The organism is Chloroflexota bacterium (genome assembly GCA_014360805.1).
Classification (GTDB): Bacteria; Chloroflexota; Anaerolineae; order DTLA01; family DTLA01; genus DTLA01.
On record JACIWU010000066.1, the window covers coordinates 1 to 16,413 of the forward strand.

Annotated in this window: 13 protein-coding genes; 11 read left to right on the plus strand and 2 right to left on the minus strand. The window is 66.0% G+C overall.

The window, feature by feature from the left end:
• The first annotated feature begins 676 nt into the window (after positions 1 to 676).
• The 6 genes from H5T65_10895 to H5T65_10920 all read left to right on the plus strand — a co-directional run bounded on the left by H5T65_10895 (position 677) and on the right by H5T65_10920 (position 6,990).
• Positions 677 to 1,105: a GIY-YIG nuclease family protein gene (locus tag H5T65_10895; protein ID MBC7259743.1), complete on the plus strand. Its 429-nt coding sequence runs from the start codon at positions 677 to 679 to the stop codon at positions 1,103 to 1,105.
• 3 nt (positions 1,106 to 1,108) lie between these two features.
• A complete protein-coding gene (locus tag H5T65_10900) occupies positions 1,109 to 1,987 on the plus strand; it encodes a DUF1848 family protein (protein ID MBC7259744.1) in 879 nt (292 codons plus the stop codon).
• Positions 1,988 to 2,094: 107 nt separating this feature from the next.
• Positions 2,095 to 3,084 carry a glycosyltransferase family 2 protein gene (locus tag H5T65_10905; protein MBC7259745.1) on the plus strand — a complete coding sequence of 330 codons (990 nt, stop codon included), beginning with the start codon at positions 2,095 to 2,097 and terminating at the stop codon, positions 3,082 to 3,084.
• A gap of 73 nt (positions 3,085 to 3,157) precedes the next feature.
• Positions 3,158 to 4,330 carry a radical SAM protein gene (locus H5T65_10910; GenBank protein ID MBC7259746.1) on the plus strand — a complete coding sequence of 391 codons (1,173 nt, stop codon included), beginning with the start codon at positions 3,158 to 3,160 and terminating at the stop codon, positions 4,328 to 4,330.
• A gap of 3 nt (positions 4,331 to 4,333) precedes the next feature.
• A complete protein-coding gene (locus tag H5T65_10915) occupies positions 4,334 to 5,086 on the plus strand; it encodes a glycosyltransferase family 2 protein (GenBank protein MBC7259747.1) in 753 nt (250 codons plus the stop codon).
• A gap of 83 nt (positions 5,087 to 5,169) precedes the next feature.
• Positions 5,170 to 6,990 carry a hypothetical protein gene (locus tag H5T65_10920; GenBank protein ID MBC7259748.1) on the plus strand — a complete coding sequence of 607 codons (1,821 nt, stop codon included), beginning with the start codon at positions 5,170 to 5,172 and terminating at the stop codon, positions 6,988 to 6,990.
• A 750-nt stretch (positions 6,991 to 7,740) separates the two neighbouring features.
• Here H5T65_10920 and H5T65_10925 read toward each other — a convergent pair.
• Entirely contained in the window at positions 7,741 to 7,971 is a 231-nt protein-coding gene (locus tag H5T65_10925; GenBank protein ID MBC7259749.1) for a hypothetical protein, read from the minus strand.
• Positions 7,972 to 8,838: 867 nt separating this feature from the next.
• Here H5T65_10925 and argF point away from each other — a divergent pair.
• The 5 genes from argF to der all read left to right on the plus strand — a co-directional run bounded on the left by argF (position 8,839) and on the right by der (position 15,669).
• Positions 8,839 to 9,792 carry an ornithine carbamoyltransferase gene (gene argF / locus H5T65_10930; protein ID MBC7259750.1) on the plus strand — a complete coding sequence of 318 codons (954 nt, stop codon included), beginning with the start codon at positions 8,839 to 8,841 and terminating at the stop codon, positions 9,790 to 9,792.
• Between the two features lie 37 nt (positions 9,793 to 9,829).
• A complete protein-coding gene (locus tag H5T65_10935; protein MBC7259751.1) occupies positions 9,830 to 12,058 on the plus strand; it encodes a tetratricopeptide repeat protein in 2,229 nt (742 codons plus the stop codon).
• An 82-nt stretch (positions 12,059 to 12,140) separates the two neighbouring features.
• Positions 12,141 to 13,037: a TIGR00159 family protein gene (locus H5T65_10940; GenBank protein MBC7259752.1), complete on the plus strand. Its 897-nt coding sequence runs from the start codon at positions 12,141 to 12,143 to the stop codon at positions 13,035 to 13,037.
• Positions 13,038 to 13,047: 10 nt separating this feature from the next.
• On the plus strand, positions 13,048 to 14,331 hold the full coding sequence (locus tag H5T65_10945) for a hypothetical protein (GenBank protein ID MBC7259753.1): 1,284 nt from the start codon (positions 13,048 to 13,050) through the stop codon (positions 14,329 to 14,331).
• Between the two features lie 12 nt (positions 14,332 to 14,343).
• The gene (der, locus tag H5T65_10950) at positions 14,344 to 15,669 is read left to right on the plus strand and encodes a ribosome biogenesis GTPase Der (GenBank protein ID MBC7259754.1); all 1,326 of its coding nucleotides are present in this window, start codon (positions 14,344 to 14,346) and stop codon (positions 15,667 to 15,669) included.
• Between the two features lie 50 nt (positions 15,670 to 15,719).
• On the opposite strand, the gene H5T65_10955 is transcribed toward der, so the two are convergent.
• Positions 15,720 to 15,935, minus strand: a complete 216-nt coding sequence (locus H5T65_10955; protein MBC7259755.1) for a hypothetical protein — start codon at positions 15,933 to 15,935, stop codon at positions 15,720 to 15,722.
• Positions 15,936 to 16,413 lie beyond the last annotated feature (478 nt).

The following is a 16,413-nucleotide window of genomic DNA, read 5'->3' on the forward strand; positions in this document are numbered from 1 at the left end:
ATTGCCAATTTGCTCCACGTCCCCTGCCCACGGCGCGGGGGAGGCCGAAGGCTTGGGGTGAGGTGCGCGGCATGCCCGCCCGACGCTGAAGCATCGGGCTGAAGGGGCGAAGCCCTGCGGGCTGGCCCGAGCCCCGAAGGGGCTTTGTTCTTTCAGTGCGGGGGTTCAGCCCCGCGCGGCGATGCGGCCCCACCCGCGTGGAGCAAATTGCCAATTTGCTCCACGTCCCCTGCCCACGGCGCGGGGGAGGCCGAAGGCTTGGGGGTGAGGTGCGCGGCATGCCCGCCCGACGCTGAAGCATCGGGCTGAAGGGGCGAAGCCCTGCGGGCTGGCCCTCACCCTCGCCCTTACACAGTGCGCCGCGACGCCCCGCGCCTGGCCCCGATTTTCGTAATTTTCGCGCCGTTTCGCGCCGTTTCGTGTCCTTCGCGATCCAAATGCTCCGTTAGCGCGGGGTGGGTGCGGTTCTATTTTGTGTTGGTGAGCAAGTCGCGACGCACTTTCAAAAGTGCGTCGCATCTTTACCCATGCCGCGACCGACAGCGTTCGGAACGATTCGCGGGGTGGGTGTGCGGCAAATCCGTCGTTCTCCGCGTGCTCGGCGTCCTCGGCGGTAGAACCGCCTTGGGCACACATGGCGGGTTGACCCCGCGACGCCCCAGGGTATAATACAGTCATGGACAGGGGTGTGTACCTACTCGTGCTTCACCTGCCCGTCGCCCGCTCGCTGGACGTGGGCGCGCTGGGCCGAATTGCATTCCCGGCCGGCTGGTACGTGTACGTCGGCTCAGCGCAGGGGCCGGGCGGTCTGGACGCCCGCCTGCGCCGCCACCTCGCGCCGTCCAAGCGGCTGCACTGGCACGTGGACTACCTGCGCGCCGCGGCGGATTGGGCGGGGGCGTGGGGCGCGCCGCTGCCCCGCGAGTGGGAATGCGAGTGGGCGCGGCGGCTCGTGCTGTGGCCTGGCGCGGAGATTCCCGCCCTCGGGTTCGGCGCGTCCGACTGCCGCTGCGCGAGCCATCTGGTGCACTTCCAGGCCAGGCCCGATGGCGAGATGCTGCGGTCGCTGACGGGCGGCGCGGCGACGCGCTGGGAGGGAGCCTAGCCCATGCGCGTGGTCATTTCCGCGTCGCGCCGCACCGATTTGCCCTGCTGCTATCCCAAGTGGCTTGCCGACGCGATTCGGGCGGGCGAGGTGGATGTGCCTTTGCCCTACGGGCGCGGCTCGCGGCATGTGTCGCTGCGGCCGGAAGATGTCCACACCATCGTCCTGTGGTCCAAGGATTTCGGCCCGCTTCTGGCCAATCGCGGCGACCTGCGCGACGCCCTGGCGCGCTATGACCAGTGCTATGCGCTGTTCACCATCACCGGGCTAGGCGGCTCGGCGCTGGAGCCTTCGGTTCCGCCATGGCGCGAGACCGTGGAGCAACTGGATGCGCTCGTGGCCTTCGTGGGCGATGCGCGGCGGGTGGCCGTGCGGTTTGACCCCATCGTGCACTGGGCCGAGGCGGGCGCGGTGCGGAGCAACCTGCCCTTCGCCGAGCCGATTTTCCGCGCCGTGGCCGAGCGCGGCATCACGCGGGTGGTCTCGTCATTTGCGCAGATGTACGAGAAGGTGCGGCGGCGCGACTGGCCGTGGCACGACCCGCCGCGCGAGGAGAAGGTGGACATCGGGCGGCGTCTGCTGGCCCTGGCGCGGGCCTGTGGCCTGTCGCTTCGGGCGTGCTGCGACCCGTTCCTGCTGGAGGCCGGCGCGGAGCAGTCCCACTGCATAGACGCGGCGCTGCTGACTGCGTTGCACCCGCGGGGCCTGGCCGCCGACCCGCGCCCCGACAAGGGCCAGCGCGCCGGATGCGGCTGCACTGTCAGCGTGGACATCGGCTCGTACCGGCAGCGCTGCCCCAACGGGTGCCTGTACTGCTATGCCAATCCGCGTTCACCGAGGAGGACGCGGAGACCGGAAGAGGATGAACGGCCGAGCCGCTAGGCCGTGGGTGCGGGGAGCAGCGGGAAGGCGTGGGGCTTGGTGTTCGGCCTTCCCTCTGCGGTCTCCGTGGTCTCGGCGGTGAGGGTATTCCGCTGGTGGTGGAGCGTATGAAGATATCGGTCATCATCCCAACCTACAACGGCGCGGCCACGCTGGAGCAGTGCCTGGAAGCCGTGTTCCGCTCGGACTACGGCGACTACGAGGTCATCGTCGTGGACGACTGCTCCACCGACGCCACGCCCCAGATCGCGGCCCGATTCCCCTGCCGCGTCATCTGCCACGAGCGCAACCGTGGCGCTGCCGCCGCCAAGAACACGGGCGCAGCGGCCGCGCTCGGCGATGTGGTCTTCTTCATAGACTCCGATGTGCTCATCCGCCCCGATACCCTGTCGCTTGTGGCCGAAGACCTGCAAGACCCGACGGTGGACGCGGTGGTGGGCTTGCTGGACAAAGCCCTGCCGTACCCCGAGTTCCCGTCGCAGTTCAAGAACCTGTGGATGCACTACACTTATGCCCGCCTGCCCGAATACGTGGGGGTGTTCTACACCAGCGCGGCTGCGGCCCGAAAGGCGGTGTTTCAGGCGCTGGGCGGGTTTGATCCGCACTACACCGGCCCGTCGGTTACCGAGGACATTGAACTGGGGATGCGCCTGTTGACCGAGGGCTACCGCGTGCGGCTGGACAAGCGGCTTCAGGTGATGCACCTGAAGCGGTACACGTTGGGGAGCCTCATCCTCACGGATATTGCTCGGTCGGCTGGTTTGACCAAAACGCTCATCCGCAATAAACTGGGGCGCACGGGACGGAAATACTACGCATCGGTGCCCTGGTTCTTTCAACTGTCGGTGCCGGTCTCGGCCGTCATGCTGGCGGCGCTGGCGCTGACACCGGTTTGGCCGGCGCAAGCGGGCGGGGCGGCGGCCCTGTCCCTGGCAGCCATCTGGGTGCTGAACGCGCCGTTCTTGGCGTTCCTGGGCCGGACGCGAGGGATGCGTTTTCTTCTCCAGAGCGCGCTGTTCCTGCCGCTGAACTTGTGGGTTTCGGGTGTGGGGGCGCTGAAGGGGATCGTGGATTTTGCGCGCGGGGTGCGGTATTGAGCGCCGCGCTGGTGTTGACATAAGACTACATTGGCGGCCAGGAGCCATCCTGCCGCTGGAAAAGGGTGCGCACATGAGCGTTTGGAACTACTTGAAGTACACTCCTCGCATGTTCTACAAGCGCGGGGCGATGCCTCTCTACTTCGTCTTCTTCGTTACCGAGAACTGCAACGCCCATTGCAGTCACTGCTTACTGGGCCAGAGGACCGAATGGGTCAAGGACGAACTGACCGTGGACGAGATTGAGAAGATCTCGGCCTCCATGGGCGATATGCTGTTCTTCACGCCTACCGGCGGCGAGCCGTTTATCCGCAAGGACCTGGCCGAAATCGTCCACATCTTCAAGGTCAACAATCACGCCGCCAACGTGGGCATCCCCACCAACGGAAGCCTGACGGGCCGCATCGTGGAGACGACCGAGACGATGCTGCGCCAGAACCCCAACATTGACCTGCACATTGACGTGTCCATAGACGGCATCGGCGAGGATCACGACCGCATCCGCAATACGCCAGGGCTGTTTGACAAGGCGGTGCACACCTACAAGGAACTGCGGCGGCTGGAGAAGCACTATCCCAACTTCAGCGTGTGCGTCCAGATCACCGTCTCGGCGCTGAACCAGGATCGGCTGCTGCCGCTGTACGATTACCTGGGCAAGGAACTGGGCGTCAACACGGTGTTCACGCTGCTCACGCGGGGCGAGCCGGCTGACCCCATGACCAAGGATTTTGACATCGCCCGCTACGAGGAACTGCATCGGGCGCTGGAGCGCGACAACAAGGCGCGGATTCTGTCGGGTTACTACAAGATGCCGTTCTCGGACGTGCTCAACGCCAAGCGCATCGTGCGCCCGCGCATCATCGCCAAGACGGTGCGCGAGAACCGCTATCAGATTCCGTGCTACGCGGGCACGCTGGGCGGGGCCATGTTCAGCCGGGGGCAGGTGTTGCCGTGCGAGGTGCGCCCCGACCGCATGATCGCCAACGTGCGCGACTATGACTACGACTTCGGCAAGGTCTGGTTCAGCCGGCGCGCTGACGAGATGCGCCGCGACATCCGCGAGACCAAATGCTTCTGCACCTACGAGTGCTTCCTGACGGTGAATATCCTGTTCAACCCGCTGGTTCTGCCCCAGGTGTTCAAGGAATACCTGGCCCTGAAGGCAGCCAAGGTGCGCCACCGCATTTCGCCGCTGGAATCGGGCCGACTGCACGATGGCGTCGCCACGCCTGCGCACGAGGAGTAACGCATGTACAAAGGGCATCGCATCTCGGTGGTAACCCCGTGCTACAACGAAGAGGCAGGCGTGGCGATCATCCTCAGCGATATGCCTGCGTGCGTGGATGAGGTCATCGTGGTGGACAACAACTCCACCGACCGCACGGCAGAGGTGGCGCGGCGCCTGGGCGCTCGCGTTGTCGTGGAGGCGAAGCAGGGCTACGGCGCGGCCTACAAGACCGGCTTCCAACACGCCACCGGAGACATTATCGTTACGATGGACGGCGACGGCACCTATCCGCGCGGGTTCATCCCCCTGCTGCTGGACGTGCTGCTGGACGAGAATCTGGACTTCATCACGTGCGACCGCACGGGCCACAAGAGCCGCGGTACGGGCACGCCCCTTCGCGTGTTCGGCAATTGGCTGCTGGGCGTGGTGCAGGCGGCGCTGTTCTGGTTTTACCTCAAAGATTCGCAGTCGGGGATGTGGGTCTTTCGCCGCGACATCTTGCCCCTGCTGGATCTGACCAGCGACGGCATGGCGCTGTCGGAGGAACTCAAGATAGAAGCCTTCACGCGCAAAGAACTCAAGTGCGCCGAGGTTCCCATCTACTACCGCCCGCGGGTGGGCGAGAGCAAACTCAACCTGTGGCGGGATGGGTTTCAGAATCTCGCATTCCTGTTTCGCAAGAAGGCCACCCACCTGCTCCGGGGGAGAAAGCCCGCGCCCGCGGGGTGGAGGGCTGCGCCCTCGCCAGCCCCGGCCAACCCTGCCACGGAGTAGCGCCCATGCGCCGCGGGCTGAATCGTTTCCTACGTTCAGTTCGGCGGCACGGCGTTGCGGTTGCGTTGTTCGCCGCCCTCCCCGTGGCGATGACGTACCCGCTCGTAACGGTCATAGACCGAGCGATCCCCGGCCCGCCCTGGGATAACCTGGGATGGCTGTACGACATCTGGTACCTGCGCCAGGCCATGATGGGTAAGGCGGCGCTGCTGTTCAACCCCAACATCTTCCACCCGTTCGGCTACAACCTGACGCTTTCGGAGACGATGATCGCCAACAAGTTGCTGTTGGCCCCGCTCCTGCTGGTCTTCACCCCCACGGTGGCGTACAACGTGTTCGTACTGCTGACGTTTTTCCTCACCAGCGTGGCGACCTACGCGCTTGTCCTGTATCTCACGCGGAGCCGCGCGGCGGGCGTGTTCGCCGCTGTGGCGTTCGCCTACGCGCCGTACCGCATCGGCGCCATGGCCGCGGGCTGGCTCCCGCTCATCGCCACGCAGTGGCTGCCCCTGCTGTTCCTGTTCCTGGAGCGGTGGCTACGGGGCCGCCGTGCGCGGGACGCGGCCCTGGCCGGGTGCTTCCTGGCCCTGAACGCGCTATCGTCGTGGTACTATGCTTACATTGTGGGGATTTCGGCGGCGCTGTATCTGCTGTGGCGGCTGTGGCCGTGGAAGGCGACCTTCGCGCGGCGGCAGACGTGGCTGCACCTGGCGGCGATGGCGGCGGTTACGGCGGTGCTGGTGCTGCCGGCGGCCCTCCCTGCGCTGCACACTGCCCAGAGCGGCCTGGCCTGGTCGCTGGGCGATGTGGAGAAGTGGTCCGCGAGCCTCGAAGACTTCTTCTACCCGAACATCTACCACCCGCTGTGGGGGCGCTGGTTTCTGGAGCGGCGCGCGGAGGTCCCCGCGTACCCGTGGTATGCGCCTGGGTTCGTGTTCGTGGGATTTGTGCCGCTGGTTCTAGCGTGGCTGGCGTGGCGACGGCGTTCGGGGCGGTTCGTGTCGGGCCTGGCGCTGATCGCGGGGGTGGCCTTCGTGATGGCCCTGGGCACGACGCTGCACGTGGGCGGTGCGCGGCTATACGTGCCCGTGCCCGACGGCGTGGATCGCCTGTTCGCCAAAGGCATGTATTTTCTCACCGAGCGACTGGCCCTCAACCCGGTGTCGTACTATTCCCTGCACCGGCCGGGGGCGATTCCCATTCCCCTGCCGGCGCTGCTGGTCTATCTGTTCCTGCCCTTCGGCAGCGCCATGCGCACGCTGTACCGATTCGGCCTCATCACGACGTTCGGGGTCGCCATCCTGGGCGGGGTGGGCCTGGCATCGGTGCTGCGGAGGGGGCGGATCGGGCACCTTTTGGTGGTGGGGGCGCTGACCGCGCTCGTGCTGCTTGAGTTTCTGGTGGTGCCGTTGCCCTTCGGCTACTCGGCCACTACGCCAGGGCCGCTGGAGGACTATCTGGCGACGTTGCCCGCTGACGCCGTGCTGATGCGATTCCCGCTGGTGGCCGCATGGAACGGCGACGCGCTGTACCGCTCGTCGCTGCACGGGCGGAGGATCGCCTACGGCCACGGAACGTTCTACCCGCCCGCGTATATGGCGTATGGCGACGTGCTGGACCGCTTCCCGTCGCCCGAGTGCGTTGCGCTTCTGCAGGCGTGGGGCGTTACGCATGTGCTTGTGGGCGAGCGCAGTTACGACGCGGGCTGGGGGGACGTGCGGGGGCAGACGTGGGCCACCGTGGAGGAAGGCATCCTGCGCGATGGCCGCCTGCGCGAGGTGGCCGTGGTGGAAGAAGCGCCGAAGTGGCTGGGCGAGAGCGTGAGCGGGCGGATTCGCGGGAACCTGGCCGTGAACCCCATCCTGCAGGATCGGGTGCACGTGTACGAACTTGCGCCGCGCTAGGATGGGCCGGGCCGTTCCCTCTCCCGCTGGGAGAGGGCTAGGGTGAGGGGTGTTCGGATCGCGAAGGACACGAAAGGGCGCGAAAGCCACGAAAGGCACGACCGCACATGCGCGTGCCGCACGGGGCTAAACCCCCGCGCTACGGGGGCTAACGCTAGCCCGCAGGGCTTCGCCCGTTGAGCCCGATGCTTCAGCGTCGGGCGGGCATGCCGCGCACCTCACCCCCAGCCTTCGGCATCCCCCTCGCCGTGAGCAGGGGACGTGGAGCAAATTGGCAATTTGCTCCACGCGGGTGGGGCCGCATCGCCGCGCGGGGCTAAACCCCCGCGCTACGGGGGCAAAGCCCCTTCGGGGCTATTGCATTCGTGCCGATTCGTGTTATTCGTGGATGGCCGTGGCTGGCGCGGCGCACCCTCGGCCTTCGGCCTCCCCCTCGCCGCCAGCGGAGAGGGGGAACGAGGGGGTGAGGTCAGTACGCGCGGGCTAAACCCCCGCGCTACGGGGGCAAAGCCCCCTTCGGGGGCTAGCGCTAGCCCGCAGGGCTTCGCCCGTTGAGCCCGATGCTTCAGCGTCGGGCGTGCGTGCGGGCCAATCCGTGACCCTCTGCGCCCTCGGCGGTCTCGGCGGTGAAATTCGGCCGCCCCACCCTCGGCGGCGGGTCGCAACAAAAAACAGCCTGCCGCGAACATGCCGCAGCAGGCTGCTGCCGTGCAGAATGGTGCGCCTGGCCGTTTCGCACAGGCAGGCGCGCTATTGCATTCGGGCGTACAGGGGTTCCCTGGGCTCGGCGGGCATCCAGTGGAGCAGTTGGCCCGCGAATTCGGCCAGCGAGTGCGCGCGGATTCTGGACACCACCTCCACGTCCTCCGGCGCAAGGCCGAACTGTCGCGCCGCGCGCCCCGGATTGTTCAGCAGCGCCTGGCAGAACTCGCCGTCGGTTACCGCCGCGCCCACGAGCACGTTCAGGATTTCGGCAGTCATAGGTCTCTCCTTCTTCGGATTACCACCCTAAGCAAAGCGATAGGGGGCAAAGGCGAACCGCCTGCAACGCAATTGCCTATTGGAGCCTCATGATTGTGCGAACCCGCGAGGCCTGCAATGATCGCTGCGTCTAGAACTCGGACGATGCAACCGCGTTGGCTTGGGTGGCCCGGACGGTGTTCCCTGGCACCCCCGAAGGCCCCCCACCGAGCAGTCTCCCTTGCCCCCTATACGGGGGTTCGCCGCGCTAGACTTTGCGGCGCTGGGAATCGTGATAGATTGTCAGACTAAGCGCCGGGGCCGCTGGGGCCGGTGGGCGCGCTGCCCGCGATGATGAGTCCGATGAGTCCGAGCACAAGCCACGCGACCTTGGCGTAGCGGGGGTCGGCGAGTTTGGCGAACAGGTTCTTCATGGCAACTTCCTCCTGCGAGTGTTCAGGGTATCGCCGGACTAGGCGCCGGGGCCGCTGGGGCCGGTGGGCGCGCTGCCCGCGATGATGAGGCCGATGAGTCCGAGCACAAGCCACGCGACCTTGGCGTAGCGGGGGTCGGCGAGTTTGGCGAACAGGTTCTTCATGGCAACTTCCTCCTGCGATTTCTTGTTTCTGCCACCACTATATACTAGGGGTCCTCACATGGCACTCACATAGACCTCACTTTAGGGGTGGATACGTTAAGGTTTCTGAACGTAAAGCGGGATTCCATGGGGCACTGATGCCATGCGGGCATTCTGCGAGGACGCGGAGCGCCCAAAGCAATCGCAAAACGCCTCGTGGGGCTTGCCTCGCCCCTCCGAGGCTCACATAAAGAACGCCAACAAGTCCCGCAGCCGACTCTACCCTTCTCGGAGTTGTTCACAGCGACCGAATGTGCTATACTATCATCAGGAGGGTGAAAATGAAGCATTTTGTCGCCATATCGGACTTCACACCGGAAGAAATCCAGCATATTTTGGACGTGGCAGTCCAACTCAAGGTGGAATGGAAGCAGGGGGGCAACCGTCCCATCCTCCAGGGCAAGACCCTGGCCATGGTCTTCCAGAAGCCATCGCTACGCACCCGCGTCTCCTTTGAGATGGCCATGCACCAACTGGGCGGGTATGCGTTCTACCTGTCGCCCGACGAGATCGGGCTTGGGAAGCGCGAGAGCGTGGCCGACGTGGCCCGCGTGCTCAGCCGCTACGTGGACTGCATCATGGCGCGCGTCTTTGATCATAGGCACATAGAGGAACTGGCTGCCTATTCGCGCGTGCCGGTCATCAACGGCCTGTCGGACTACAATCATCCGTGCCAGGCGATGGCCGACCTGCTCACCGTCATGGAGAAGAAGGGCAACCTGAAGGGCCTGACCCTGGCGTTCGTGGGCGACGGCAACAACGTGGCCACGTCGCTGGCTTTTGCGACGGCGCAGGTGGGCATGAACTTCGCCATCGCGACGCCCCCGGGCTACGAACTGCCGCAGGCGGTGGTGGAGAAGGCGCAGACCCTTGCCCAACGCACGGGCAGCCGCATCCTGACCACCCACGACCCGACCGAGGCTGTGCGGGGCGCGGATGTCATCTATACCGACGTCTGGACCAGCATGGGCCAGGAGAAGGAGCGCGAGCAGCGCCTCAAGGTGTTCCCGCCGTATCAGGTCAACGCGGCGCTGGTGGCGCTGGCGAAGCCCGACGTCATCGTGGAGCATTGCCTGCCCGCGCACCGAGGCGAGGAGATCACCGACGAAGTGGCCGACGGCCCTCATTCGGTGTTGTTTGACCAGGCCGAGAACCGCATGCATGCCCAGAAGGCGATTCTCGCCATCCTGTTGGGGGGAATGTAGAGGGGCGGGGCGACTATCGCGGATAGCGAGGTTGGATGTGGCAGGCCGACGCAATATCTACGAGAAGCACCTGAAAGCCGGGCACGACTACGCGTGGGATGGGCGCTGGGACAAGGCGGCGGAGCAGTATCGCCTGGCCCTGGCCGAGTTTCCCGAAGAGCCGCCTGCGCTGGTGGCCCTTGCCCAGGCGTATCGCGAACTGGGCCGGCGCGATGAGGCCGCCCAGGTGTACCGCACCCTTGTCCGAATCTCCCCGCGCGACCCCGTCCCGCTGATGCACCTGGCCCAATTGGAGACGGAACAGGGGCATCTGGAACAGGCGGTGGATACCTACATGGCGCTGGCCGAGTTGCACCGCAACGCCGGCGACATCCGGCAGGCCGTGGCCGCGTGGGAGCAGGTTGTCCGACTGTCGCCCGACCACATCGCCGCCCGACAGCGCCTTGCCGCCGCCTACGCCCAATTGCGCGCCGTGGACAGGGCGGTGGAGCAGCACCTGGCCTTGGCGGGCATTCTCCAGCGCATGGGGCAGGTGGAGAAGGCCATCCAGCAGTGCCGCGAGGCGCTGCGCCTGTCGCCGTCCAGCGTGGCGGCCCGCAACATGATGGAGATGCTCCGCGAGGGGACCGAAGCCGAGCCTGCCGCCGCGGCGGAGCCTCAGGAAACGCCCGCCGCCGAAATCCTCACGCCCGCCGCCGAGACCCAGCGCAAGGCCCTCACCGACCTGGCCGGCGCGCTGTTTGAGGAGAGGCCCGCCCAGGCCGCGCCCCAGGGCGAGCCCCCGACCCAGGTGGCCGACAGGGCTTCCGTGGATGCGCTCATCAGCCAGGCCATTGACTTTCAGACGCGCGGCCTGGTGGACGAGGCCATCGCCAGTTACCTGCGCCTCCTGAAGATGGGCGAGGACCGGCCCGCCATTCACTTCAACCTGGGCCTCCTGTTCCAGCAACAGTTGCGGTTTGAGGATGCCATTGAGCATCTCCTGCGCTCGGTCAAGGCCCCCGAATACCGCCTGGGCAGCCATTTTGCGCTGGGCCAGTGCTATCGCGCCCAGGGGCAGGTGGGCCTTTCCATTGAGCACTTCCTGGAGGTCCTCAAGATCGTGGACCTGCAGACCGTGGCCCGCGACCAGGCGGATGATCTCATCCAGTTGTACGAGAACCTGGCCGAGAGTTACCAGGTCCAGGGCGACGCGGAAAAGGCCAAATCGTTCGCGGATTCGCTGGTGCAGTTTCTCAGCAGCAAGGGCTGGCAGGATAAGGTGCGCGAGGCCCGGAAGCGCCTGGGCGGGGCGGGCGAGGGCATAACCGTGAGCATGGCCGAACTCCTGGAGGCCGAGGAGTCGGACGAGGTGCTGCGGGCGCTGTCGCTGGGCCAGGAGTATCTCAAGCGTGGGCTGCTGGCCGCCGCCGCTGACGAGTGCTATCGGGCGGTGGGCCTGGCTCCGGACTACCTGCCCGCGCACCTGAAACTGGCGGATGTCTGGCTTCAGATGGGCGACATCGCGCGCGCAGCCGACAAGTATCGGCTGGTGGCCGACCTGTACGCGTTGCGGGGCGACCCGAAGCGCGCCGTGGCGGTGTATCGCCGCCTTCTGCAGATCAACGCCGCCGACACCGAGGCCCGCGCCGTGTGCATTCGGCTGCTCTTGCAGCAGGGCGAGTACGAGGCGGCGCTGGAGGAGTACATCGCGCAGATTCAGATGCTGGCCCGCGTGGCGCAAGTGGATCAGGCCCTCGCGCTCGCCCAGGAGGCGCAGGCCCTCATCCAGCAGCATGGGCTTGCCCCCCGCTGGCAGGCCGCCGTTCTCCATCAGGTCGGCGAGATTCAGGTGGGCCGCGTGCAGTGGAAGGCGGCCCTGGAGACCTACCGGCAGATTGCGGCGCTGTCGCCCGCCGACGAGCGCGCCCGCGTGCGCCTGGTGGACCTCTACTACAAACTCGGCCAGGAGGCCGAAGCCCTCGCGCAGTTGAACGAACTCCTCGCCCTGTACCGCGAGCGCGGCGAGCACAACCGCATGATCAGCGTGCTGCGCGAACTGGCCGACCTGCGCCCCGATGCTCCGGATCTGCACCGCTTGCTGGCGCAGGCGTATCAGGTGGCGGGGAGAATGGCCGAAGCCGTGCAGGAACTGGATTGGCTGTCCCGCCTGTATTGGGAGGCGGGCGAGGTCGCCCAGGCGCGGGCGGCGGTTGAGGACATCATTGCCCTCAACCCCCACAACGTGGAGACGTTCAGGGCGCGCCTGCGCCAAATGGGCGGATAATGTTTCATACACACGCGCCGCGAGCGTAACTTGCGGCGTTCTCGGGCGTTTTGGCATCGGGCAGGAGAAGAAGAGGCAACCCGTGTCGGACTTGTTGTGGACCCTATCCCAACTGGATATTCGGGCGGCGGTGGACATTCTGCTGGTCGCCCTGGTGTTTTGGGGGCTGCTCCAGTTGATCCAGCGCACGCAGGCGGTGCAACTGCTGCGCGGAGTGGTTCTGGTGGTCCTGGCCGCTGCGCTGCTCACCAGCGTGTTTCGGCTCACGGCCTTCTCGTGGCTCATGGGCAAGGCGGTGCCCGCGCTCCTGCTGGCCGTGCCGGTCATCTTCCAGCCGGAACTGCGGCGGGCGCTGGAACGCCTGGGCAGAGCCGGCGCGTTCGCCAATCGTCCGGGCGCCGAACCCCTGGTCAAGCAAGTGATTCGGCAGGTGGCCCGCGCCAGCGCCCTGCTGTCGGACCGACGCCATGGCGCGCTGATCGTGCTGGAGCGCGACACCGGCCTGCAGGAGTACGTGGATACCGGCGTGCGGGTGGACGCTGCCCTCACGACGGAACTCCTGCTCACGATCTTTTTCCCCAATACGGCCCTGCACGATGGCGCGGTCATCGTTCGGGGCGACCGAGTGGTGGCGGCCGGTTGTGTCCTGCCCCTGGCCACGGGTACGGCGGTGGACTACCGACTGGGCACCCGCCACCGTGCCGCTCTGGGGCTGACCGAACAGACCGACGCCGTGGTGGTCGTCGTGTCCGAGGAGACCGGCATCATCTCCGTGGTCCACAACGCGCGGATGATCCGCCGCCTGGACGAGAATCGCCTGGTGAAGGTGTTGGATGCCATCTATCTCCCGTCGCGGCCAGTGCAGGTAACGCGGGCGCGGCAACTGGCTCGCATGCTCAAACGGGTGGGCCTGGGCGCGCGCGCGTGGCTTGGGCGCGTCGCTCGCTTGCTCCCGCGGCCCAACAAACGCTCTTCGTAGGTCGGGTATCATGCGCAATGTCTTTGAGAACATCGCCAGCGCCCTACTGGCGCTCATTCTGGCCCTTCTCGTGTGGGTGGCTGCCGTCAACGAGCAAAACCCCATGATTTCGGGCGTGTTCGGCGAGCCGATACCCGTAGAGGTCGTGAACAAGCCCGAGGGCCTGGACTTCGTCAACCCTGTGCAGATTACCGAGTACGTGCAGGTGAGCATCCGCGCCCCGCGCTCCGTTTGGAATACGCTCAAGGGGGCCGACTTCCACGCGCTGGTGGACCTGGCGGGGCTGAAGGAGGGCGCGCACGACCTGCCCATCACCGTCAAGTGCGCGGAACCGGCGGTCCGCGTGGAGAGCGTCCAGCCTTCGCGCATGACCATTCGGCTGGAGCGGGTCATGGAGAAAGTCTTTGAGGTCAAGGTGCGCATCATGGACGATCCCGCGCTGGGCTACGAGGCGCGGACGCCCACCGTAGAGCCACCGACGGTGAAGGTCATCGGGCCGGCTTCCCGCGTGGCCCAGGTGCAGTCGGTCGTGGCCGACGTGTACCTGCGCCGCACGAAGACCTCTATCCAGCGGGACATCGTCGTTTCGGCGCGGGACGCCCAGGACAACCCCGTGGCTCTGCTGACCGCCATTGAGCCGTCGCAGGTGTCGGTTACGGTGCCGGTGGAGCAGAAACTGGGCTACCGCGATGTGTCGGTCAGCGTGATCCGCAAAGGGCAGGTGGCCCGCGGCTACCGCATCACCGGCATCTCGGTGGACCCGTCCATCGTTACCATCGTGGGCAGCCCGCTGGCGGTGTCGCAACTGCCGGGGTACGTGGAGACGCTGCCGCTGGACATCACGGGCGCTACCTCGGACATCAAGGCGCGCATCGGGATTGTGCTGCCCGAGGGCGTGTCCATCCTGGGCGATCAGACCGTGAGCGTAACGGTGAGCGTGTCGCCCATCATTGACAGCATTACGATTCAGCGGCCGGTGAGCATCCAGGGGCTTCACCTAGGCTACACGGCGCGGACTTCGCCGAGCACGGTGGATGTGATCCTGTCGGGGCCGCTCCCTAAGTTGGAGGCGCTGAGCCTGGAGGAAGTGCGGGTTGTGGTGGACTTGTTCGGCCTGGAGCCGGGCGTGCACAAGGTGGTGGCGCAAGCCTTCGCGCCCGAGGGCCTGACGGTGGAGAGCGTCCTGCCCGATACGATTGAGGTGGAAATCCAATTCCCATTGGGGCTGGTTACGCCCACGCCGACCCCGACGCCTACTCCTAGGCCCACTCCTACGCCGACCCGGCGGCCCTAGCGAGGTGCGCGGATGAAGCCCATTGTCGCCGTGGTAGGCCGCCCCAACGTGGGCAAGTCCACGCTGTTCAATCGGCTTGTGGGCCAGCCACTTGCCATCGTAGAGGATTCGCCCGGGACCACCCGCGACCGCCTCTACGCCGATTCGGAGTGGAATGGCCGCACGTTCACGCTGGTGGACACGGGCGGTCTGGTCTTTGAGCAGATGGGCGAAGTGGAGTCCAAGGTGCGCGAGCAGGCGCAGATCGCCATGGCCGAGGCCGATGTCATCGTCTTCATGGTGGATGCGTCCACGGGGTTGACCGCCGCCGACTGGGAGGCCGCCGACCTCCTCCGCCGCACCGACAAGCCCCTCGTCCTGGCCGCCAACAAGGCGGATAACGAAGAGCGTCGCCGGGCGGCCCTGGAGTTCTACGAACTGGGCCTGGGCGAGCCGATTCCCCTCTCCGCGCTTCACGGGACGGGCACAGGCGACCTGCTGGATGCCATCACGGCGTCCTTTGCGCCGGAGGTCGCCGAGGAAGAGGACGAGGCGATGCGGGTGGCCATCGTGGGCCGACCCAACGTGGGCAAGTCCTCGCTGCTGAACGCGCTCCTGGGCGAGGAGCGGGCCATCGTCAGCGAAATCCCAGGCACAACCCGCGACGCCATAGACACCCGCCTGGAATGGGGCGGCGAGCCGATCGTGCTCATAGACACGGCGGGCATCCGCCGCCGCGGGCGCATTGAGCCGGGCGTGGAGAAGTACAGCGTGCTGCGGGCCATGCGCGCCATCCAGCGCGCCGACGTGGCGGTGCTGGTGCTGGACGGCATGGACGGCCCCACGGCCCAGGATGCCCACATCGCGGGCTATATCCTGGAGGAGATGAAGAGCGTCATCGTGGCGGTGAACAAGTGGGATTTGGTGCCGAAGGATTCGCACACCATGCACGCGTACACCCAGGCGGTGCGCGCGGCCCTCCGGTTCATGGACTATGTGCCGGTGCTGTTCATCTCGGCCAAGACGGGCCAGCGGGTGGGGCAGGTGCTGGACACTGCGCTGCGGGTCCGCGATGAGCGCCTGGTGCGCCTGTCCACGGCCGAACTCAATGACATGCTGCGCCAGGCCGTGGCGCGCCAGGCTCCGCCCACGAAGGCCGGCAAGTCGCTGAAGTTCTACTACGTAACCCAGCCCTCGGTGGATCCGCCCACGTTTGTGTTCTTCGTCAACGACAAGGAACTGGTGCACTTCTCCTACGTTCGCTATCTGGAAAACCAGATTCGCGAGCGGTATCCGTTCACGGGCACGCCGTTGCGGTTGCTGTTCCGAGGTCGGGAGCCGAGGCGGAAGAAGGGATAGCGCCAGGGGGCGGCGCGCACCCGAGATCCTTGGGGCTGTCGGGCGCGTGCTTACTCTGGGGGAGATGCGCGTCGCTTCTCTATCTCCGCTGTGATTTCGTCCAGCGTCTTCTGTCCGAACAGAGCATCCCGTTCCTGGGTATAGTCCCCAAGACCGACCATGAACTGTTTGAGAAAGCGAACAGCATCTACGATGCCCAGTTCCTGGTACAGCAGGCGAAGGGCTTGCTGATTGATTTCCACCAGCGGTCTGGCCTGAATCGTCATCTCTCAATCTCCCGAATCACATCCAGCGGTGAGGCCACCTTGACCCGCACGGCAGATCAAACGGTCATCACACTCCAGAGCGCTCCGAATCTGATTGGCACAACTTGCTCCTTCACCTTTGCTCATGCTATCGCAAATTCCGCTTGCGGTCAACGTTCGCGCCGCGGTGAGCGGCAGCGCGAAGGGCATAGACCGTTGGGCAGGTTTCCACACGTGCCCTCTGCCCGCGGCGGCTATGGGAAGCCGCCCTACGGGTCTGCGTTTATTCTCCATTCGTGTGGATTCGTGTTATTCGTGGATAGCCAGCGTAGGGCAGGTTTCCATACCTGCCCCTTCCTTTGGCGGCTATGGGAAGCCGCCCTACGGGTCCGCGTTTATTCTCCATTCGTGTGGATTCGTGTTATTCGTGGATAGCCAGCGTAGGGCAGGTTTCCATACCTGCCCCTTCCTCCGGCGGCTATGGAAAGCCGCCCTACGG